Genomic DNA, 24,159 nt, shown 5'->3' with positions numbered 1-24,159 from the left:
CCAGATAATTCCATCCTCTTATGAGACTGATCACGTTCAAATGCTGCTGCCTGGTACTGCTGCTGTTTGCTGATATACAAATACAGGCGCAGTTTAAACCTGGCAAAAAAACGAACAACAAGCAGCAACAAACAACAGGCAGCGCATTTAACGGCATATTGCAGGGAAAGATGTCGGCCAACCCCAGCGGTGCGGCTACCTACAGTATTTCGCTGGAACTCCCGCCCGGCAACGTGGGGGCGACACCTTCCCTGCAAATCTCCTATAACAGCCAGTCAGGCAATGGGCTACTGGGCGTCGGTTGGGCCTTCTCTGGTTTCTCATCTATTTCCCGGACAGGCGCCTCGGTACCACAGGACGGCTTTCGTGGCGGTGTTAACTATGATGCGAACGACCGGTTTTCCCTCGACGGACTGCGACTGATGAACAATGCATCTCAAAGTGGCAGCTACTTCAGTCCGGGCAGCACGTATTATACGGAACTGCAGCAGTGGAAAAAAATTGTTGCCAATGGAAACGCAGGCCAGGGACCTACATCATTTACAGTCTATCTGAAAACCGGTGCGGTAGCTTCCTATGGCACGGGAAACGGCAGCCAGGTAATGGCACAGGGCGCAGCCTTTAATAATGGCAACCTGCAGGGATCTGTGAGTAAATGGCTCGTACAGAAGATGACCACGCCCACCGGTAATGCAGTGGAATTCTTCTATACCGCCACGCCATCCAATGTACAAGGCCAGCCGATGACTGGTTGCGCCAAAGATGGTACTTCTTATCCGGACATTATCGCATACGGTATCACCAGCTCCAACACCGCCAACCGTTTGGTAAAGTTCTGCTATGAACCACGCCCTGATACGCTGTTGCGTTTTGCCGGAGGCTCCAATGGTGTCATGTCTGTCCGGCTGAAAGCGATCCGTACCTATCTTGCCACCGGAAAAGATACCGTACCGGTTAAAACATACTGGTTGGCATATGACAGTGTATCCACACAGCCGGTAAGTCAGCTGGTGGCCATCACGGAGCTGGGAGCCTATGGTGCTCCGGCTGCACCCGTCACAATGCAATGGACAGCCGGACCGAATGGATTTGTCAACACGCCGGCGGCTTACAATGGCCCTGTTCAGAACGCAGGCTTCCAGGGCGACTTCAACGGCGATGGTAAAACAGACCTGCTGCCTGTTTCCAATAACAGTATTACCGCCATCTATTATGCGAATGGCAGCGGCTTCACCACACACAAACTGGATACCTCGATCAATATTTCCGCGCAGACTTATGTAGCAGACTATAACGGTGACGGTTTTCCTGATCTCCTGGTACTGAAACCGGGAATCGCCAATATTTATTTCTGCAACAGCCAGACCTACGTATTGAATGCTACGCCGGTAACGGTGACGGGCATACAATTTAACAGTACCTGCACTACCTGCGTATTCACAGCAGATCTGAACGGCGACGCCATGGCAGACCTCCTGTCTGTAGCCGGCACCACCGCCAATGTATACCTCTCCAACGGACATGGTTTTAACCCGTTACAGACGGTGACAAACCTCAAGCTCGCACCCGGACAAATTTTCGTCTTTGACGTTAATGGCGATGCGCAGGCGGATCTGTTTACGGCCAATCAATCAGGCGGAACACTGTACCTGTCAGCCTTCTCTCAATCCAGGAGTTTTGCCGCCCCTATAACGCTTCCAGGGATGAGCCTTAATAGTAATCCGGTCAACAACCTGATCGCTGATTTCAATAACGACGGGCTTACCGATGTCCTGACTTATACCGCGATGACATATAACCTGTACCTCTCCAACGGAAAAGGGTTTGCTCCGGCAGCCCCGGTATCAGGGATGAATCTTGCCAACGCTACCAACTGGATCAGTGATTTTAACGGAGACGGGACCATGGATATCTATACGTTGACAGGCAACACGGCAACGCTGTATTATAACTATGGCGGAAAATTTTACCCGCAGCCAACAACGCCCCCCAGCCTTTCGACAGCCTATACCTGGTCCGGCGATTTTAACGGTGATGGTGTCGCTGACCTTTTTGCGGCCAACAAATCGGCTATATTTTTTGGAGGCGATGCCGTGAATAACACCGTCCATACCAATAACCAGGTGCCGGGATTGGTGACCAACATTAACAATGGCATCAATGGCGTTTACCAGTTTTGGTATGCACCTATGACCAGTGCGGCCGTCTATCAGCCGGGAGGCAACAGTAACAACCTGCTGGACGGGCTGTACCTGCAGAACCGGTACAACACTTCGGTGTTGTCGCCCCTGCAGGCTGCTGCTTACCCTTATGTTCCGACACAATCCGCCACTTACCTGTTACAGGGATATACACTGAGCGATGGGTTGGGAAATACTTATCCTTATCAATTCAAATACAGTGGCTCGCTGACAGATGTGCAGGCGTATGGCTGGCTCGGATTTAATGCTGTTCAACAGACAGACAGCAGCGCCGGAAATATCAGGACAACCTATTACTGGCAGACATTCCCATTGACGGGGCAAACCCGCTATTCAACCCTGGGTGACTTTAAAGGGAATCTTTTGCAACGGACACGGAACAATTATTTCAAAGTTGCGGACACACTTAATACAAGTCCGTCTGTCTGTTATCAGGTATTCAACGCTGCGTCCCGGCTGGATCATTACGACTACGGGAAATTCAGCTATACCATAGGAACGAACTATATATTAGACGATTTTGGCAATAACATACTGACAGAACAACTCAACGATACGGCCGAAAACAACCGTCTGCTGACTTCCACGACCTACATCAACAATACCAATTCATGGCATATCGGGTTTAAGACGGGGCAGAAAATGTCAACGGATACTACTGCCGCTTCGCTGATGCAGGAACAGAGCTGGCAGTATAACCAACAAACCTGGCAGCCAACACAGTCCGGCATGTGGCTCAACTCCAACAACAGCTGGTTATATCATCAATACGGTTATGATGCTTACGGTAACCAGATACTGACGGTCAACGCTGCAGGAGATACGACGCTGATGGGCATGGACTCCGCCTTTCACTCATTTCCGGTCAGTCAGACAAGTCCCCCCAACCAATGGGGCGTAAAGCTGGTCAACCGGATGAAGATGGACCCTGCGAATGGAAAAGTGACGACCGCCACAGATGCAAATGGCAATACGCTCGTGACGCTATATGATCAGTTTGGGCGTGACAGTATTATGGCTGGTCCTGACAGTACCGGCAAAATGGTGGTACTGTCGGCCTTTACTTATCTGCAGAGGAGTCCGGCAGGTTATGTAGAGCAACGGGTAGTACGCAACAACTGGCCCGGTACAGCATGGGATACTTCCTATGTCGTGTATGATGGATTATCCCGCACGATTCAGCACCAGTGGCAGGGTATCAGCGGGCAGCAAGTTGTGCAAACGAAATCGTACAACAGTAATAACCAGTTGATCAATTATTCGCTTCCTTATTTCCAGGCAGATAATCCGCAGCTCACAAAGATCAGTTATGATCCTTACCAGCGGCCGGTTTCGGTAGTGGTGCCCGGCCCTCAGAATGCCGGCGTGCGAAATATCATCGGATATAACAATAAAACGGTTACCATCATATTTGCAGCCGGTGAACAGGATTCTGTTGTCACTCACAGGAGCTTCGACTATTATAAAGGGAAACGAAAGGTTACGCAGCTGATAGACGGATCGGGCCTTAAAACGATGTTTGCTTATGATCAGTTGGCCCGCGTTAAGCAGGTAACTGATCCGGGCGGGTTGGTCAGTACCTACAGCTATTATTCTACCGGTGATCTGTTGGCCACAACTAACCCTGCAGCAGGGAATACTCAATATCTGCGGAATTTCACCGGTAATAGTTTTGCGGTGGTGCAGGCCGGTGGAGATACTATTTTCTGCCAGATGGATGGTCTGCAAAGGAAGATCGCTGTTAATACGGCCCGGAACAGTATCAGTTACCAGTACGATCTTAATAGCGTAAAAAACGGGATGACCAATCTATGTAAGGTTGTCGACCCGCAGGCCCGGATATCCCATACTTACAGCTTTGATGCTTATCACCGCGTTACAAATACGCTCATCGGCGCCGGGGGTAAAAGTTTCAGCGAACAGTCAGCATTTAATCCGGATGGTACGTTGGCCTCCTTGATATATCCCGATAACAGCGTGGCCAATTACAGCTATTACAATAATGGATATCTTCAACAGGTTACTTTTGCTGAACAGGCAGGCGCTTCGGCGGTTCCCTACGTTACATTTCAACAATATGATGCCTATGGGGACCAGACGCAGGTGCTTTATGGCAACCAGGTGCAGCGTGCTGCCAGCTTCGCGCCTTTCGGGCTGGTGAAAAACTACACGATCCAGTCTCCCGGTGGCACCCTGGCCAATAAAACTTATAACTGGAGCAACTTGTTCAATATTTCTTCCATTACGGACAACCTGACCCCGGTCAACAACGAATCGTTTCAGTACAGCGACAATGGAAGGCTTCAGCAAGCGACAGTAGCAACAGGTTCACTGAACTATCAGTATAATCCTTCTGGTAACCTGACGTTAAAGGATGGTATTACTTACACCTACAACAACTATCAGGTGGTGAATGGCACCCGGGACGGTCAGCAGGTGTATAGTGCCACCTATGGTCCCAATGGCAATATGTCTGCCCAAACCCGGTATTCAAATGGTAAGGGGGTACAGTTGCGGTATGGTTACAATGCATTTAATCAGCTGACAGCCATCCTTTCCGGGCAGGATACATTGAGTGCGTATGCATACGATTATAAAGGGCAGCGCATGCTGAAAAGCGACTTCCGGACGAACAGCACGGAACTGTATGTGTCGCCAAACTATAATACCATCAGCAACAGTGCCGGTTCAGAAGGGATAAGATTTATCACCATTCCCGGGCAGAAGATCGCCGCTGTATCATCGTCGGAAGGGGCTATGTATCTCCACGGGAACTTTATCAACTCTACACAGGCAACTACAAACAGTACTGGCAGCACAACCAGCAGCATGCAATATGCTCCCTTCGGAACGTTACATTCGATGAGCGGGCAAGACACGACCGATTACCTGTTTTCCGGTATGGAGCTGGACGAGAGCGGATTGTATTATTTTAATGCCCGGTATTATGATCCTTTCACCGGCAGGTTTATCACAGCGGATGACAGGCTTGGTGGTAAGCCCTATCAGACAGATGTATATAATCGTTACGCTTACACGCTGAATAACCCGGTTAGAAATTATGATCCAAGCGGACATGTGCTGGGAGATGATCTGCTGATGGGGTTATTTGATGTGATCATAGATGTGGCGGAACTACCGGACCCGGTATTGGAGGCGTTCTCCCTCGGTGAGGAAGCTGCTACGCAGGCGGTGATGGACAAAGGTCTTGATGAAACGATGGCAGAAGCCTGGGCCGCCACGGAAGGTGAACTGGGACAGGAATTCTCCCAGGGTTTACTGGAGGCAGTTGGCCAGCGAAGCATCAGTAAGGAACAGGCATTAGCCATGTACAAGGCGCGGCGGGATATTGCCATGGGCATGACCCAGGACGACCGGCTGCAGAACTTCACGCGACGTCCACGTTTGCCATTGTTTCGGGGTGATCAGAGTTTGTGTGGGGTAGATGCTTATGGTAATTCCGTTTTTGTGAATGGCATGAAAGACTATCTCGAGGGCGAGATCGCTGAACGTGAGGAAGCCATGCAATTGGGGCTCCGCTACTGGGCCCAGACGAATGAAGATATATCTGAGATGATCAGTAGCGGCCGGGAAGGCATAAAGTTTACGATTTCATTTAAGGACTATTCGCTCAAAATCGGTGACGATGTATTGAAACATGCTGCTATAGAAGGGGAGGGTGACCTGGTGATGTCAGCAGGTACAGTGGAGTTAAAGGATGGTAACCTGATCATTAAAAATTGGAGCGGGCATTATGCGCCCACCATGCAATCACTGAGGGTGGCAGAGCCTCTTTGGAGATCATTACGCCGAACATCTGATTTAATATTTAACCAGATTATCTATAAATCCTATTATTAGAAATTCGATGCGTGTATGGGGGGGCGGGATAATCAGAACGCTTTTTGGATTAAGTTGTTTAGCGTCTCAATCGCCCCTTCATTACGTTTGTAGTACGTCCACTGGCCGACCCGGGTAGCTTCAATAAGCCCGCATTTTTGTAGTAAACTCAGGTAGTCTGATGTTGTGGACGGAGATAAACCGGCCTTTTTGGTAATGTCGCTTACACAAACACCAAGATTTGCATCATAGTCTTGCAATTCTTCAGCGGGAAAGTGGAGGCGAGGCTCCTTGAGCCAAATGAGTATGTTTATCCTGGTTTCATTACTGAGCGCCTTAAAAACCATAATTAATTCCATTGGGCAAACATATCGATATTTCCCGAAATTCCGAAGGTAAAGTTCAAAGGACGTGATGGGGCATCACCTGTAATCACGTTAGTTGGGTTATCCTATGTTAATTTATATGGTTTAATTATCTTTGGCTGACATGGTCGTTAAATAAAATCGCTGATAAGTATCAAAGTTTATCCATATCGTATTTTTCTCCTGGGTCATGGTAGTTCCGGACAGTGAAAATTTTTAAGCGATGGAATCTTAAATTTATAATTTTACGATAAACCAATTTGCCATTAACAGGTATTCCACATATCCAGATATAAAACTGCTCCTGCTACTGAAGGATAATGATCCGCTAGCCTTTGCCGAGATATATGAGCGCTATTGCCGGGAAATTTTCAATTATGCGATGGCCCTTGTCAAGATACCTGAACTGGCAAAGGACCTGGTACAGGATGTTTTTATTAAGATCTGGGAGGCGCGGGGGAAAATAGAAGTGGAGAAGAGTTTTCGCAGTTACCTGTTCCGTGTTTGTCATAACCGGGCCTATGACATGCAAAAAGAAATAGCCCAAAACCGTATCCTGCGGGAACAACTGGTTAATTATTATGAGCCGGTAATTGAGCCGGAAGCCCTGTCCCAGGAGGGGGACACCCCTTATATGCTTCTTCTCAAACAAGCGTTAAGCTCCCTCACACCGCAACGTCGCCGCATATATGAGATGTGCAAGAATGATAAAAAAAGTTATGATGAAGTGGCCCGTGAGTTAAATATTTCTCCCAACACGGTAAAGAACCATATGACCAACACGCTTTCCTTTTTGCGTGATTACCTGAGGCAACATAGCAAGCTTACTCCTCTTCTTATTTGGCTGCTCCAAAAAATTTTTTAAAAAAAGACGGATTCGCATAGCCTTTTTTCTTTTTCCCATAGTCTTATATCAGTTTATGTACAAATCAGGAACTTATTATAAGGACTTGCTTTCCCGATTTATCAGGAATGAAATCACACCCGGTGAGGTGGAGGAATTGTTTGCTTTTATCGAAAGAGCGCCGCAGGAATACAAAGAATTGCTGGATCAGGAGGATATAATGGCGCTTACAGCGGAAGTAGCGCATGATTCCCCCATAGTATTTTCTGATCAAGACGTCAATAGCGTCAGGGAGCAGTTGTTGTTGCATGCCGGAATGCAGGGATACAAAGCTAAGCCTGTAGCGCACCGTGTGCGTTTCCTGCATCGCGGGTGGGTCCGTTATGCAGCTGCTATAATATTAATAGCAGGAATTGCGACAGCTATTGTTGTGTCGGACCACCGGCAGCATACCGGCCCCGGAACGGTTTCGGTTAATGAGGGCAATGTCCATGATATTTTACCGGGAGCCGATAAGGCTGTTCTGACCCTGGATGATCAACAAATTGATCTGGCGTCTGACAAAACCGGCATTGCTGTGGGGGAAGCGATTACTTATACCGACGGTGAGAAACTTTCAGTCGCCGGTAAAAGGCTGATGCTCACTACGCCGAACGGCGGTCAGTACCAGTTAATATTGCCGGATGGCTCAAAAGCCTGGCTGAATGCAGCTTCCAGTATCAGTTTCCCATCAGCCTTTGATGGCGGAAAAAGGCAGATAAAAATTACCGGCGAGGTTTATTTGGAAGTGAGCAAAGACAAGTCCAGGCCATTTTTGGTTGATGTGGACGGGAAATCGCTTGTTGAAGTGTTAGGGACCAGGTTCAATATAAATTCTTACGTTAACGAGGGCACGATCAAAACAACTGTTTTCGAGGGAAGTGTTCGTGTAGGCGCAAACGGCAGCTCGTTGTCAGGCGAACAGGGGGATGATGTTGCGGGAACAGGCAAGGTTGTTCTCAAGCCTGGCCAGCAAGCTATCGTTGCTGTGGCTTTGCCGGCTGACCGGCAACCGAAAACATCGGTAACAGATGGCCCGGATAAAATAGCTGTATTGTCAGATGTCGATCTTTCTCAAACGCTTGCCTGGAAAAATGGGATGTTCAGTTTTAATAATGCTGATATCCAAACGGTGATGAGACAATTGGAAAGATGGTATGATATCAAGGTGCGTTATGAAGGAAAGGATTCCGGCATTACCATAGATGGTAAGATGTACCGCAACGTAAGCCTATCCAGCGTGTTGGAGTTCTTACGGGAGTCCGGGGTACGGTTCAGAATGGAAAACAAAACTTTAATAATCCTTTAAATACCAGAACAACAACGGCTGATGCCCGCCTATAGCACATCACAGATGTGGACAGCACTTATTTAAGCAAAAACAAAATATAGCCTAAACAAAAGGCCAGTGATGCTGCTACATCCCTGGCCCGGCGTCTGGGTGCCATAAAAACAGTCCGGCTGGGACAATTTTTCGTCAACCAAACAATGCAAAAGTATGCAAAAAGTTGCTTATTGTAGGTGGTTTGCCCGTGCAAGAAACCGCCATGTCACCAAAATCCTGTTAGTAATGAGGCTAACGATTGTTTTCTTAACTGTCGGTTTTCTTAATATTTATGCTTCTGGTAGTTCACAGAGTATTTCTTTCTCAGCCGAAAAGGCTTCATTGAAATCTGTTTTCGCTTCTGTTGAACGACAGACCAGCTTCGTGTTTTTATATAGCGGTCCTGTGCTGAAAGCTTCTAAACCGGTGACGATTTACGCGTCAGCGATGCCCTTGAAATCCTTTCTTGACGAGGTTTTCAAAGATCAGCCTTTTCAGTATTCAATAGATGGACAAAGCATCCTGGTTTCTCCTAAACCAGTATCCAATCCACCGCCATCTTATGAAGGGGATTATCTCCCCATTGATACGCTGACAGAGATAAGAGGACGGGTGGTTGATGCTGCCGGTGCTCCCCTGTATGGTGTGTCTATCGTTGTTAAAGGTACTACGACAGGCATCAGCACTGACAAAGACGGACGTTTTGTATTGAAAAGCAAACACCCTAATACCACCCTGGTTTGTTCCATGATAGGATTTGAGCCCAGGGAAATAAAGATCAGTCCTGCCAATACAGTGCTCAATATCGTATTGCAGGAAATGGAAACAAAGTTGGATGGTGTTGTGGTGACCGGCTACCAGAATATAAACCGCAAGTTGTTTACCGGGGCTGCCACCAAGGTTGACGCAAAAGATGTAGCGCGCGCAGGTGTTCCTGATGTATCACGCATGCTGGAAGGTCAGGTGGCAGGGGTGTCTATCCAGAATGTTTCCGGCACATTTGGAGCGGCTCCCAAGATCAGGGTGCGGGGCGCTACCTCGATATCAGGAGACAATAAACCGCTTTGGGTAATAGATGGGATCATCCTGGAAGATATCGTGAATATCTCCAATGAGGCATTGTCTACAGGAGATCCTAATACATTGATAGGCTCATCCGTGGCGGGGTTAAATCCTGATGACATCGAATCTTTCAATATCCTCAAAGATGCGGCCGCTACAGCCATGTATGGTGCGCGCGCTATGAATGGCGTAATTGTCGTTACTACAAAAAAAGGAAAACAAACAAACGGAGCGCCACAGATAAATTATAGTTCTACCCTGAGTACCTACCTGAAGCCAAGGTATGAGCAATTCAATATCATGAATTCGGCTGAGCAAATGGCGGTTTTGCTGGAGATGGAGCGCAAAGGTTCTTTTGGTCATAGCGCTTCCAAGAACTCGAAGGACGGGGGGATCTTTAATAAGATGTATGATCTGATGTATGACTACGATCCCGACACAGATTCGTATGCATTAAGAAATGATCCGGCGTCAAGGCAAAAGTTCTTGAAACGCTATGCAGATGCCAATACCGACTGGTTTGATATATTGTTCAGGAACTCCCTGCTCCAGGAACACTCTTTAAGCTACTCGTCCGGGAACGCAAAGTCACAGACCTATGCATCTACCAGCTTTATGAACGATGGCGGGCAAACCGTGGGTGATAGGGTAAAAAGGTATACGGCGAATTTGAGGACCAACTTCAAACTAAGTGACAGGTTTAGCGGGGAGTTGTTGTTTAACGGCTCCATCAGAGACCAACGTACGCCCGGCACCCTCACGAGGGGAAGTAACCCGTCTACAGGCGGTTTTACCAGGGATTTTGATATCAATCCGTTTTCGTACGCGATGAATACCAGCCGGTTGATGACCCCCTATGACAAGGATGGTAATCTGGAATACTTCAGAAGGAATTTTGCACCCTTCAATATATTAAATGAGCTGGAAAATAATTATATCGAGCTTGGCGTGAATGAGCTGAAAGTTCAGGCCGGCTTCAAGTATAAAATCATCCCCCGCCTTACTTATTCTATGGATGGATCATATCGTTATGCCACCACCTTCAGAAAGCACTATGTAAAGGAAAACTCAAATATGGTGGGCGCCTATAAAGCACATAATAACGATCCTTATATCATGGAAAATAACCCCTTCCTGTTTAAAGATCCCAATGTGCCTGGTTCGTTGCCAATGGTGGTTTTGCCTGATGGGGGTTTTTATAATGTCAATACCGATAATCTGGTGAGTTATTACTTCCGTCATAACCTGGAGTACGACGCGCAGTTCAGGACAAAACACCGGTTGAATATTTTCGGGTCCATGGAAATCCGCTCTACTGACAGGCAGTACGACAATTTTGACGGCGTCGGCTATCAGTACACCAATTCTGGTTTGGTGCATCCCGACTTCAGGTACTTCCAGGACGCGCAATATCAAAACCTGCCTTATTACGGTATGGGGTATACCAAAGACCGGTTCGCTGCTATGATGGCTCGTGGCGCATATGCATATGCCGACAAGTACAGCTTCAACTTTACGACCAGGTTCGATCGGTCGAATATGCTTGGTAAAACCAAGGCTAAAGGGAAAAGCCTCGGATGGCTGCCAACCTGGAATGTTTCCGCTGCCTGGGATATTGACCAGGAAAAATTCTTTAACCAGGAAGGCCGGTTCCTCAGTGGTGCGAGAGTAAGAGGTACCTATGGCCTGGTGGCAAACTTAGGCAACGCCCGGAATAAGTCTGTGCTTTATAATAACGGTATTACGTATCGACCTATAGAGACAGATAAAGAGCAATATGTCAACATTTCAGCGCTGGAGAATGCAGACCTGACCTGGGAGAAACTGTATGAAGCAAATGTGGGAACAGACCTGGCCTTCTTCAATAATAAAGTCAATGTTACATTGGACTTTTATAAGCGGGATATTTTTGATTTGATCGGGCCGGTTGTCACATCCGGGATAGGTGGCCAGGTGCAGAAAATCGCCAATTACGCAACGATGTCTGGTAAAGGGTTTGAATTGACTATCGCCGGAAATCCTGTTCAAACAAAGAATTTCAGGTGGCGCAGTTCTTTCAATTTTGCTCATAATAAAAATAAGATCACCAAATTGGTGATTAACCCGACCCTGGCGAATTTGGTGAGGGCTGAGGGCGGCCCGTTGGAAGGCTATGCACAAAGGGGATTGTTTTCTGTACAGTTTGATGGACTGAATCCCAACTATGGGTATCCAACCTTCATTTCCGAGTCCGGAGAAAGAAATGCCATGAAGATAGATTTTCAGAGTACTGATGTGGAGTTCCTGAAATATCATGGACCTGTGGACCCTACTCTGACAGGAGGTTTCTATAACCAACTGGCTTATAAAAATCTATCCCTTTCCTTCCTGTTTACCTTCAGTATGGGCAACTATGTACGTCTTGCGCCTGTATTCACTTCAGAGTTGAGTGATGATATCGGCATGTCTAAAGAGTGGTTAAACAGGTGGATGGTACCCGGGGATGAAAAATACACGACCATTCCAACTATTGTAGATCCACTGGTGGCCCAGGCACATATGCCCAGCGCGCCCATGTATGCTTATAGTGCCTATAATTCTTCAGACCAGCGGGTGGCCAAAGGTGATTTTATCCGCTTAAAAAATGTTACCCTGGGTTATAGTCTGCCAAAGTCTTATGCAACCTGGTTAAAAATGAAAAATCTCGATTTGGCCCTGGTGGGGAACAATATTTTGCTACTCTATGCAGATAAGAAGCTGAATGGAGCGGACCCGGAATTTTTCGGAAGCGGGGGAGTGGCCTTGCCGGTACCCAGACAATTTACCTTCTCTCTGAAAGCTGGTTTTTAATCAAAAGCATTGAATAACATGAAGAAGAAAAATATATACCATATTATCGGTTTATTACTACTTTCATTATTACTGGGAAGCTGTAAGAAATATTTTGAAGTCAATCCGGATATGCGTACCGAGTTGGATACTCCGGAAAAAGTAGGAGAGTTATTAGTGACCGCCTACCCAACTGCTGACTACTTCCTGTTTGCAGAATTGGCCTCAGACAATAGCGTAGATAAGGGGCCTGGTGATTTCTCCCTAAATGATATTGCCCGTGACAGCTATCTTTGGAAAGAAGTCTCACAGGTGTCCGATAGCTATTCTCCCAATACCTACTGGTTGGATATGTATAGGGCCATCGCAGCAGCCAATCATGCTATTGAAGCCGTTGATGAAAATAATTTTGGCACAAAAGGCCGGCAATACAAAGGAGAGGCTTTGTTGACACGGGCTTATGCTCACCATATGCTGGTGTCATTGTTTTCGAAAGCTTATCAGGTCAATGGTGATAACTCATCTCCAGGGGTACCATATCTTACTGTTCCGGAAAAAAATGCTTTCCAAAATTACGATAGGGGAACAGTGGCTTCAGTGTATGAGCATATTGAAAAGGATTTACTCGAAGGTATGCGCCTGATTAAGGGAATAAGCTATAAATCACCCAAATTCCATTTCAACGAGCAGGCTGCCAATGCTTTTGCTGCAAGGTTTTACCTGTTCAAGGGGGAATATGATAAAGTCATTCAATATGCCAGTGCTATTTTCCCGGAAAATAATTTTAAACAGAATCTCCGGCCTATAGCCGGGGCACTGAAAGCGGCTGGTAGTAATTCACCTGCTTTATTTACGGGTAGCCAGCAGAATTTTAATCTTTTGCTGGCAAATGTCTATTCCAATTTCAATAATATTGCGGCTGGCGGCCGTTATGGAGCCGGGTTGCCCACTGAGCAGATGATCAGCGGAAATACTGTTGCCGGGAAACAATTTTACCAATATTATACCCGGATTGGGGGAATTCCCGATAAGCTTTCACTGGGAAAATACCCGACCTTCTCCTATAGAGCAAGCACATTTGCAACTGACTGGACCTATTACACGATTCAATGCCTGTTTTCAGCGGATGAGGCACTGATGAACAGGGCGGAAGCCTATATCAATACCGGTGATTATGCATCAGCGTTAAAAGATCTGAATGACTTTGCGGAAGTGAGGATCGATGGATACAATGTGGTGTTGCATGGAATTACGGAGTCAAAGGTCTTAAGCTTTTATAACACTACAGATATCAGGGCGGGTCTGTTGAAAACAGTATTGGACTTTAAACAAAAAGCTTTTGCGCATGAGGGGATTCGTTGGCTGGATATCAATCGTTACGGATTGGAAATTTCACACCGGCAATTAGATAACAAATGGGATACAACATATGACGTGTTAAAAAAGGATGATTTACGCCGTGTTTTTCAATTACCTCAGAGTGCGACGCTTTCAGGACTAACTAAAAACCCCAGATAGAACACCATTAAAATTTGGTTATGAAAATATTTTGTATCACGCTTTCCTTCCTGTTAGTGCTGGTTGCAACCGGCTGTAGGAAAAAAGAGAAGGTAGATTTCGAGTTCAACAAAGAATTAGACTATACACCCACCGAACTGGATAATTGGTTAACTAAAACCTTTACAGATCCTTATAACCTGGAGGTAGTTTACCGTTTTGACCGCTATAAAGGAGCGATTGATGAAAACCTGGTGCCTGCTCAGGAAAACAAGGTAAAAGAGCAAATGAGGATGGTCTTGAGTGGTTATGTGCAACCTTATGAAATTGCGGGAGGCAAGACCTTTGTGAAAAAATGTGTTCCCAAAGAATGGGTTTTATTTGGATCATATTCTATCCAATCTGATGGATCACGCGTGTTAGCCACTGCCAGTGGTGGTAGAAATATTACCCTCTATGAGGTGAATGCAGTAAATATCGCTGACCCGGAAGCGGTGCGGCCAAGGCTGAAAACCCTGCACCATGAATTCACCCATACCCTGTCTCAGATCCAGCGATTGCCACTGGAATTTGAGAATATCTCCAGGGCAGACTATACGGAATCCTGGCGCAATGCTACACTTTATCCGGACAAGGATAATGATTCACTGGGCTTTGTTTCCCGATACGCGAGAGCCAATGTGATGGAGGATTTCGCGGAAACGGCCGGTTTTTTATTAGCATATGGACAATTGTGGTTTGACAATAAGGCCGGAAAGGTACCTAAATCAGGATATGATATTCTGAAGAAAAAAGAAACTGCCGTTGTAAATTATTTCAGAGATCAATTCGGGGTTGATTTCAGGAAACTGCAAAGGGAGGTTGCTTTCGCCATGTATAATGAATTCAATGATAAAAGTTCCCAGTCTTTTGAATATTGGTTTTTCAACCAAGGGCTGTTTGATACAAAACTAAGCTATAATACAGCAACTGTTTCTGCTGACGTAAAGACCGCTGTAGATAACTTTAAGGCAGCAGTGTACGCGTACAGCGCCTCCGCTAAGTATGTAGTGCAGGATTTGACTTATATATTTACACCTGCTAATGCCACCGCTGGAACTTTGGTCGTTAGTGTACCTTTCAGGTCCGGGACGAACCCGGTAATTTACGCGGACTACAATTTCACTTATACCCAGGACCCGGTTAATCATTCCATCAGTTTTGTAAAAGCCGCCCAGGGAACCGGGGCGAATTATACCAATGCGAATTTTTTCATGGCTTCCTTCATGACCAATGTCTCCGGTTACCTGACAGGCTCATCTTTCAAGGTGGACTGGTCAGTGAGCAAGCCGGATATCTCCCGTCGTGATGAAACTTTTTTCAACTCAGGAGGCTTTTATAAGGCAGGCGACAGGACCAGTTATCTCAATTTTCAATTGTTGAAAGTGAGAAAGTAAACTGAATAATGATTAACCAAATTAATTCATGAGATTATGAAGAATTTATATAAACTCTTATTTGTCATCTCCGTTTTGGTGACAGGTTGTAGCCGCTCAGATGTGGATCTGGTTTTTAAGCAAACGCCTGATGAGCGTATGAGTGAACAGCAACAACAATTCAATCAGATGCTCATACAGGCACAATATGGTTGGAAAATCACGAATTCAACCCTGTTGAAAGGTAATTTCGGTTTTTATATGGACTTTGATTTTGACGGAAAGAAGGACCGGGTTTGCATGGTGTCGGATATCAATGATACCAGCAGCACCGTGGTGCAGGTATCTGCATACAGGGTTAAATTGGTAAATGCCCCGATTCTTTCTTTTGAGACCTATAATTACATCCATTTATTAAGTGATCCAAATCCGGGTGTGAGCGGAGGCGTTGTAGGGCAAGGATTTAAAGGAGACAACGAATTTGAGTTTGTTAGGGTTACCCCCGATTCGATGTTCCTGGCAGGCCGAAAATTCAGGACCGAAATGATTTTGGTAAAAGCAACCAAACAGGAACAGGAGGCTTATTTGAATGGAGGTTATCTGGCAAATATTAAGGCTGTAAAGGCTGTTTTTGCCAGTAACAAGGTCTCTGTTTTTGACTATGGCGGCGTTACTTACCAGATTATACCTAATACAGGCGCAAGACGGGTGGGGATAATGAGCGTGGTTAATAATGAAATCAAGCTTTCCTCCGGGAATTTTTCCTATTCTGTCAATGGCATGGAATTATCGGATAGGGTACAGATTGGGAACACGTTCATCACAAAGATATTGCTGGAGGATAATAAACTCTTTGTACAAACAAAGAGTGGAGAGAAGATAGAAGTCAGGAGTTCGCAGACAGCCCTTCTTCCATTGAATCAGATGATAGGGTTGAGTTATATGGGATTGAATCTTCCGTTTCTGGCTAATTTGCCGGGTACAAATCCTGCGGGCACTACTATCCTGAAGCAATTGAGCTTACTGGTATTAGCTTATCCGAATTCTTACGACAAGAGCGAGATCAACCTGGTATGGGATGTTCCTAATAAAAAAATAATCATGGAAGGGCTATTGTTCAAAGGGAATTCTATTTATGCGACCAGGTTTCGTTATGACTATGATTTCAATCCAACAACAGGGTTATACAAGCTGAGCAATAAGATCGTATTAGCGCCTGGTTATGCCACCTATAACGTGAGTTTACTGGATACATTTTTACAGAATAATGAGTTTGCGCTGGACTATTATTTCGACAGCGGAAATATGTATGGGAAAATCACCAGCAAAAATGGTAGTACTGTCATGACTTTTATGCTTTATTGACCTCAAATGTGCCATTAAGCAGGCCCGGGTCTCGTACCATAAGTGTTGCTAAGTACAACCTGCGACGAACGCAGGTTGTACTTTTTTATGCCCCTGCCAGTGCGGGCTACCTCAGGAAGGACGCACCATAGAAAATGGATAATTATTTGGACGACAATTTTTTTGCATTAAATTTAGCCCCGGTGAACATCAATCATTAAAATTTGTCCAGCAACTTTTTAAATAATGAAAATGCGCTTATTCAGCAGATAGCGTCTGGCGATGAGCAAGCCTTTGGAGTCTTTTTTTCTTACTATTACCCGCAGTTATTTTCGCTGGTCCGCCGATTTTCACTTAATGATGAAGATGTGCGTGAAGCGCTGCAGGAAACATTTCTGCAGGTATGGCTGCAGCGTGACCAGCTCGCTGAAATCCGGCAAATGCGGGGATGGCTGCTGCGTATTGCTTCCCGGCAGTGCAGGGCGATTTTACGCAAAAACCTGCTAACACTCCGTAGTGAAAGCATGGTATATGAGGATGTTTTTGCCGAAGGACAGTCAATAACGCCGGCAGAACCCACGACTGTGGCTGAAATAATGAAGCTGGTGCGGGATGCCGTTCAGCAAATGCCCGATCAACGCCGGCGTATCTATCAGTTAAGCCGGGAAGAAGGGCTGAAACCTTCCGAAATTGCCACCCATTTATCGCTCTCTGTAAACACCGTGAAGAATACGCTGGTAACGGCATTAAAGCAGATCCGTCAGCATTTGGCAAACGCAGGTTACCCATTGCCCTGGGTACTGTTGTACCTGATTTTTTCAAGCCGGATGTGATGGACTTGCCTGTTTGGAAATATTTTTTTTAGATGATTAGTACGTTTGTTTTCCCCACGCCACTTTAACTATGAATCTCGAATTATGGATGCATCCCGTTTTAGTTATTTACTGGAACAATATAAGTCTGGCCGTCTCTCTGCGTCTGAACAGGAGGAGCTGTTTAGTTTTTCCGGGGAAGGAAATGAGCAGGAGTGGCAGGAACTGCTAAGTCCGTGGATGAACGAAGAAGCTGGCCAGGCGGAAAAGCTGGACCAGGAGCTTGTTGCGGAAGAACTGGCCATGGTATTGTCGGCAGACAGACCGCCATCAGGAAGCATACGGGAGATGCCGCCTGTTGCTAAACAGCCCCGTTTTATACATCGCTGGGGATGGGCCGCGGCCATGCTGGCGGGCTTGCTGGCGGTAGGTGCCTATTATTTTATTAATCATCGCAGCGCATCTTCCGGAAACGCTGTAGCGAAGATATCCGATATTCAGCCGGGTGCAAATAAGGCTATACTAACGCTGGCGGACGGCTCTCATATCACACTTGACAGTACCGGCAACCAGGTTATCCAACAGGGAACAGCGGCTGTGCATCAGCAAAACGGCAGCCTGCAATATGAAGTAAAAGGACAGGAAACAGCTACTGGTTATAATCAGTTGAGTACTCCACGGCAGGCGCAGTTCCGCCTGGTATTGGCAGACGGCACAAAAGTCTGGCTGAATGCCGCCAGCTCTATCCATTATCCAACAGCGTTTACCGGGAAAGAAAGAAATGTGGAAGTAACCGGTGAAGTTTATTTCGAGGTAGCGGCGAATGCGCATCAGCCATTTATAGTCAAAGTGAATAATACAGCCGTACAGGTGCTGGGAACTGCTTTTAATATTAATGCTTACCCGGAAGAGAACTATATGAGCACCACCCTGGTATCGGGCTCCATAAAGGTGAAGACCGGGCAGGAAAGTGTTTTGTTACAGCCTGGCAAAGCGGCGGCTGTAATGCCTGATGGAAGCACCACGGTATCAACAGCCAACCTGAAAGCGGTGATAGCCTGGAAAAATGGTTTCTTCTGGTTTGAGAATGCGGACATTAAAACAGTGATGCGGCAACTGGCACGCTGGTACAATATAGAAGTGGAATTCCGGGGAACAATGCCTAAGGCCACTTTCAGCGGCGAAATAGAAAGATCGCTCACGCTCTCGCAGGTATTGCAGGGGCTAGGTTCCAATGAACTACATTATACTTTTGAGCATGAAAATAAACTTGTCATACAGCCATAGGATAGTATCATAATAAAACCAAAATCAAACAGCAGGGAAAGTCCTGAAACAAGTTTTGTGAACAAAATGAAAGAAACCGGGTGTCCAAGATGGGCGTCCTACCCCCGGCTTGTCATTACGTTTAACTTGAAACAGCATAGGCCGCTGCTCATTTATTAAACTCAAACGATGTAAAAGTATGCAAATTAAAGGTGACAATGTCCCTATCATCCTTCCTATGCGGGGAAGAGAGCGTACAATAATCAAAAACCAACCATTCAGTAAAGCCGGCAGTCTATTGCTGCTGGCGTTATTGCTGCAACTTAGTGCAGCGGTGCAGGCGCAAAAAGTCAGCTATTCAGGGAAAGCGTCGCCTGCACAACTGTTTTCCATGCTCTCGGAGCAAACAGGTTACAAATTCTTTTATAGCAATGATGGCCTTGCCGGCATGAAACCTGTTTCGGTACAACTAAAAGACGTGCCGCTGGAAAAAGCATTAAGCATTATCCTGGAAGGACAGCCACTGGAATTTGTGATCCAGGGCAAGACCGTGTTTATCCGGAAAAAAGCCGGCACAAAAAATTCATCCGTCCAGGAACAGGAACAACCGCAGCAGGAATTGCCTCGTGTTCATGGTATTGTAACAGATGAGCAGGGAAACCCGCTGCCCGGTATTACCGTCATGACAAAGGGCGACAAACGCGCTACTCCGACAAATGAAAAGGGCTTTTTTATGTTCCCTGCGGAGAAAGGAGATACGCTGATATTCAGGAGTATCAGCTATGAAACACGCCTGGTGCCAGTAAGATTCGGTGAGCAGATGAGCGTGACGCTGAAACAGCAGTTGTCACAGTTATCGGCTGTAACCGTATACAATACCGGCTATCAGCAGCTGAGCAAGGAAAGGGCTACCGGCTCTTTTGCTAAGCCCGACATGGAGACTTTCCGGAATCGTGTAGGCAGCCGGGATGTAACAGATATCATTGGCCGGCTGGATGGACAGGTGGCTGGTCTCACGGTGAACGCTGGTCTCAACAATGTAAAGAGCAGGTCTAATGCTAATGGTATTGTATCCCGGAAGAGCCTGATCAGGGGAACTAACAGCGTCATGCTGGATGCGGAGCCGTTGTATGTGATCAATGGTGTGGTCTCCACTGATTTCAGTGCCGTGAACCAGGATGATATAGAAGATATCACAGTGCTCAAAGATGCAGCGGCAGCTGCCATCTACGGCGCCCGGGCAGCTAATGGCGTGGTGGTCATCACTACCCGTGAAGGTAAAAAGAACCAGCGTATGAACATTGATTATAATGGCTCCGTAACTGTTCAGAGCAGGCCGGAGTGGGCGCATGATCCAATGCTTAACAGCAGGCAATACATACAGGCGGCCCGGGAGGTATTTGATCCGGTGCGCTATCCATGGGCCAGTGTTTCTTCGGGTTTTGTAGCTCCTCACGATATGGTCCTTTACAACCAGTATCGGGGGCTAATTTCCGCAGAGCAGGCCAACAAAAGCCTTGATAGCCTGGCCAACATTGATGGAAGATCACAGGTGTTACATCTTACCACCCGGCCTTCTGTCACTAGCAGCCATACCATATCAGCCTCCGGTGGTACCAATATTTATTCCTATTACCTTTCACTGGGTTATGTCAATATACAGGGCATCCGGAAGGGAGAGGAGAGCAACAGCTACAGGCTCAACCTCACCCAGCATTTTAATGCAGGCAAACGTGTCACCATTACCTTGAACACCGCACTGAACAACACCGTCAGTACCGGTAAAGGCATAATCAATATTCCAAATGATGTGATGCCTTATCAGCCGTGGCAGGATGCAAATGGCAGAAGTATCAACATACCTTATATGACAGGTTATGGCGATTCGCTTCGGCAGAATTACCAGGCCCGCAGCCGTATTAACCTGGACTATTACCCACTGGATGAACTCAACTACCAGTATAGTAAACGGACCAATCTGAGCGCGAATGTAAATGCCAGAGTGAGCGTGAAGCTGTGGAAAGGTCTTCGGTTTGAGGGCGTTTACGGCTATCAGAAAACCCCTGGTACCTATGATATATACACCGACAACAAGTACCTCAACATGCGAAAAATGCTGCTGAGCCTTACCGTGGCGCCTACTGCGGCTTCCACGCCTGTGTATTATCTGCCGCTGACGGGTGGCAATTTCAACACCATGACCAACGACCAGCATAACTGGACCGTGCGTAACCAAATGGTGTATGAGGCCAGGCCACGGCAGGGAAAAGATGCATTGACCCTGCAGGCAGGACAGGAGGCACAGGAACAATACGCCTATAACTCCAGTATCAACCTATATGGATATGATCTGGCATTGGGTACCTATCCGGTGCTGGACTACCTTACCATGTCCAAAGGAATACAAGGGACTGTAACCGGCGGAGGGTATCTGAGCGGTAATTTCTACCAGGTTGCCAGGACCGTCACACGTTTTAATTCCTACTTTGCTTTGGGAAGTTACTCTTTCAACCAGAAGTACAGTCTTGACATGAGCTGGAGACAAGACCAGAGCAGCCTTTTTGGTAGTGACGTGTCTTCACAGAACAAACCGGTATGGAGCCTGGGGGGTAAATGGAGGATAGATAAGGAATCATTCATGTCAGGTGTCAAATGGATCGATGCGCTCGCGCTGAGGAGTACTTACGGAATTCTGGGGAATTCCCCTTACGTAGGGGCAGCTACGTTGTATGATGTACTGAATCCCAATGCACAGGCATCAAGCGGTGGCATAGGTGGAGACGCCCTAAGTATCGCCAGTGCGGCCAATAGAAAACTCTCCTGGGAAAGTGTGAAAGTTGTCAATATAGGGATCGACTTTGCCTTGTTCAACAATCGCATCAATGGTAGTATTGAAGGATATAACAAGACAACAGTTGACCTGCTCAGTTTTCTCCCGGCAAATCCATTTACAGGATTCACGCAAATCACCGGTAATCTCGGAACGGCAAACAACAAAGGGATAGAGATCACGCTGAGTTCAGAAAACATCCGCACTAAAAATTTTAGGTGGGCTACCCGATGGGTATTCGGTTACAACGAGAATAAACTGGTATCCTGGGGGGTAAATTCGCCGCTGTACAACACAGCAAGTTCTAAAATAGGTTACCCAAGGGTGGCTGGTTATCCACTCAGTGCGGTATTCGCATACAAGTATGCAGGGCTCGACAGTTTGGGTGACCCGCAAATAAGACTGGCCAATAATAAGGTGACCAAAAATCCTTACATCGAACCTGGTAACGACCTGGTATATATGGGCGTTTCACAGCCCAAATTTAGCGGAGGACTTACCAATACTTTCAGTTATAAAGGTATTTCCCTGTCTGCAAACCTCATCTACAACCTGGGTCATTTGATGCGCAGGAATGTGAGCTTTAAAAGCTCCGGTCGTCTTGCTGACCGTGCCTACTTCGGTGGTAATCTCAGAACAGATTTTCTTGACCGTTGGAAAAAATCAGGCGATGAAGCATTTACCAACGTGCCTTCCTATGTTTCCAGTCCGGTTATTGATTTTACCCGCAGAAACATGGACTACTTTAACTATGCAGACATAAATGTGGTAAGCGCTTCCTATATAAAACTCAGGGATATTTCCTTGTCGTACGACCTGCAGCCGGCATTAGTGAAAAGTTTACGGTTACAACGTGCCAGTGTCTTTGCGCAGGCCAGCAACTTTATGGTATGGAAAGCCAATCATTACGGCATTGATCCGGAATACAATGCGGACCCGCTTATCGGAACTCAGTTTAATCCATTGTCTAAACACAGTTATAGCCTGGGGTTAAGAGTAACACTTTAATCTGATTTTAAATTACACAGCATGATGAAGAAATTACTATATCTCCTGATCTGCGTCACAACCCCTGTAGGCTTTACCGCTTGTAACAAAAGCTTCCTGGAGGTGGTGCCGCTGGGCAGTCAGGTAGCATCTTCTACGTCCGATTATGATAAACTGATGAACAGTCCTGATTTCTATCAGTCGCGTTTTGCAGGGGGATGGCAGGAAGTGGTATTAATGGAAGATGACCTGGCCGCAGAAGATGCACTGTTCAGTACTGTTTCCCAACATATGACCAGGCTTTTCCAGTGGCAGGATGTGATCTACTTTCCGAATGATCCATATCAGCGTCCACCATTGTTGCTGAGCGGTCTTATGACCAATCAGTATCAGTTGAACAAGATCATTAATGAGGTGATGAATTCCGGCGGAGGAACAGATGAACAAAAAAGAAGCATCCGCGCGGAAGCCCGGGCAACCCGTGCCTGGAGCAATTTCCAGCTCATCAATCTTTATGCGAAACCATACCAGGCTGCTACGGCAGGCACTGACCCGGGTTTCCCTATCATTACGCAGACGGATATCACAGCTACCATATTTAAAAGAGGCACTGTGCAGGAAATGTATGATTTTATCATCAGGGACCTTACAGAAGCCCTGCCCGACCTGCCGGTAGTTCCTGCTATCCGTACCCGTATGTCCAAACCGGCAGCAGAAGGTTTGTTAGGTAAAATATACCTGTTTATGGGCCGTTATAGTGATGCCTTGCCAATGCTGAATGCAGCTTTCAACGACCTGGGAGCTGGCGGCGCTACCTTGTACGATTATAACCTGACCCTGGGGACGGGTGGCTCCTTCCTGCCCATGGACCCCAATATCGGTCCAGCCAAAGGGCCGGGGAATAGTTATATCGACCTGACAGAGTCAGTGCTCTTCAAGGTCTACTATAATGCAGGCTACAATGGTAATCTGTATGGAAATAACGGGCTGGTACTGACACCGCAGACGGCGGCCCTGTTCGGAGCTTCCGACCTGCGCCTGCGCCTGTATACCAACAAGAATCCTGATGGGTCCCTTAATCCCGGTGGACGCCTGAGAAAGTATGGTGTGAAGTACACCCGGTATGGGCTGGAGTTATCGGAATTATATCTGTTGCGTGCCGAATGCAAGGCCCGGCTCAACGATCTGCCTGGTGCTGTAGCGGATGTGGAAACCCTCCGTCAGCATCGTATGCCGGTTGCCGACGCAGCAGTACCGGCCGCCGTAGCAGACGATCAGGTTGCACTGATCAAATTCATGATCGAAGAACGCATCCGTGAATTTGCCATGGAAGGCTACCGCTGGTTTGATATGCGCCGTCTTTCTGTAGACCCGCTGTTCGCCGGAATAACTTTTACGCATACACTGTATAACAAGGACGGCAGCACATCGGTATTTACATTACGTCAACCCAATCGTTTGGTCATGCAGCTGCCGTACAATTACATGCAATATAATCCTGGCATGTCCAACAATCCATAAATCA

At 46.7% G+C, this 24,159-nt stretch carries 12 protein-coding genes; 11 read left to right on the top strand and 1 reads right to left on the bottom strand.

The window, feature by feature from the left end; all coding sequences use genetic code 11:
- Positions 1-20: 20 nt before the first annotated feature.
- A complete protein-coding gene (locus HHL17_RS26170; protein WP_169227794.1) occupies positions 21-6,062 on the top strand; it encodes an FG-GAP-like repeat-containing protein in 6,042 nt (2,013 codons plus the stop codon).
- A 32-nt stretch (positions 6,063-6,094) separates the two neighbouring features.
- Here HHL17_RS26170 and HHL17_RS26165 read toward each other — a convergent pair whose 3' ends face one another.
- Positions 6,095-6,400: an ArsR/SmtB family transcription factor gene (locus tag HHL17_RS26165; RefSeq protein WP_169227793.1), complete on the bottom strand. Its 306-nt coding sequence runs from the start codon at positions 6,398-6,400 to the stop codon at positions 6,095-6,097.
- Between the two features lie 241 nt (positions 6,401-6,641).
- Between HHL17_RS26165 and HHL17_RS26160 the strand changes: the two genes are divergently transcribed.
- The 10 genes from HHL17_RS26160 to HHL17_RS26115 all read left to right on the top strand — a co-directional run bounded on the left by HHL17_RS26160 (position 6,642) and on the right by HHL17_RS26115 (position 24,155).
- The gene (locus tag HHL17_RS26160) at positions 6,642-7,271 is read left to right on the top strand and encodes an RNA polymerase sigma factor (RefSeq protein ID WP_169228227.1); all 630 of its coding nucleotides are present in this window, start codon (positions 6,642-6,644) and stop codon (positions 7,269-7,271) included.
- Positions 7,272-7,326: 55 nt separating this feature from the next.
- On the top strand, positions 7,327-8,598 hold the full coding sequence (locus HHL17_RS26155; RefSeq protein WP_169227792.1) for a FecR family protein: 1,272 nt from the start codon (positions 7,327-7,329) through the stop codon (positions 8,596-8,598).
- Positions 8,599-9,018: 420 nt separating this feature from the next.
- Positions 9,019-12,504, top strand: coding sequence for a SusC/RagA family TonB-linked outer membrane protein (locus HHL17_RS26150; RefSeq protein ID WP_317166610.1), 3,486 nt, complete (start codon positions 9,019-9,021; stop codon positions 12,502-12,504).
- 18 nt (positions 12,505-12,522) lie between these two features.
- Positions 12,523-14,001, top strand: a complete 1,479-nt coding sequence (locus HHL17_RS26145; protein ID WP_169227791.1) for a RagB/SusD family nutrient uptake outer membrane protein — start codon at positions 12,523-12,525, stop codon at positions 13,999-14,001.
- 20 nt (positions 14,002-14,021) lie between these two features.
- Positions 14,022-15,416: a substrate import-associated zinc metallohydrolase lipoprotein gene (locus HHL17_RS26140; protein WP_169227790.1), complete on the top strand. Its 1,395-nt coding sequence runs from the start codon at positions 14,022-14,024 to the stop codon at positions 15,414-15,416.
- Between the two features lie 36 nt (positions 15,417-15,452).
- Positions 15,453-16,760, top strand: a complete 1,308-nt coding sequence (locus HHL17_RS26135) for a DUF4302 domain-containing protein (RefSeq protein ID WP_169227789.1) — start codon at positions 15,453-15,455, stop codon at positions 16,758-16,760.
- 203 nt (positions 16,761-16,963) lie between these two features.
- Positions 16,964-17,572: an RNA polymerase sigma factor gene (locus HHL17_RS26130; RefSeq protein ID WP_169227788.1), complete on the top strand. Its 609-nt coding sequence runs from the start codon at positions 16,964-16,966 to the stop codon at positions 17,570-17,572.
- An 84-nt stretch (positions 17,573-17,656) separates the two neighbouring features.
- Positions 17,657-18,838, top strand: coding sequence for a FecR family protein (locus HHL17_RS26125; RefSeq protein ID WP_169227787.1), 1,182 nt, complete (start codon positions 17,657-17,659; stop codon positions 18,836-18,838).
- Between the two features lie 178 nt (positions 18,839-19,016).
- On the top strand, positions 19,017-22,655 hold the full coding sequence (locus tag HHL17_RS26120; protein ID WP_169227786.1) for a SusC/RagA family TonB-linked outer membrane protein: 3,639 nt from the start codon (positions 19,017-19,019) through the stop codon (positions 22,653-22,655).
- A gap of 21 nt (positions 22,656-22,676) precedes the next feature.
- Complete coding sequence (locus HHL17_RS26115; RefSeq protein WP_240975967.1) at positions 22,677-24,155, top strand: RagB/SusD family nutrient uptake outer membrane protein; 1,479 nt, start codon at positions 22,677-22,679, stop codon at positions 24,153-24,155.
- The last annotated feature ends 4 nt before the right edge of the window (positions 24,156-24,159 follow it).

The organism is Chitinophaga fulva, from assembly GCF_012927205.1.
GTDB lineage: Bacteria > Bacteroidota > Bacteroidia > Chitinophagales > Chitinophagaceae > Chitinophaga > Chitinophaga fulva.
Note: the sequence above shows the minus strand (reverse complement) of the source record. Positions and strands in the feature narration are given on the sequence as shown.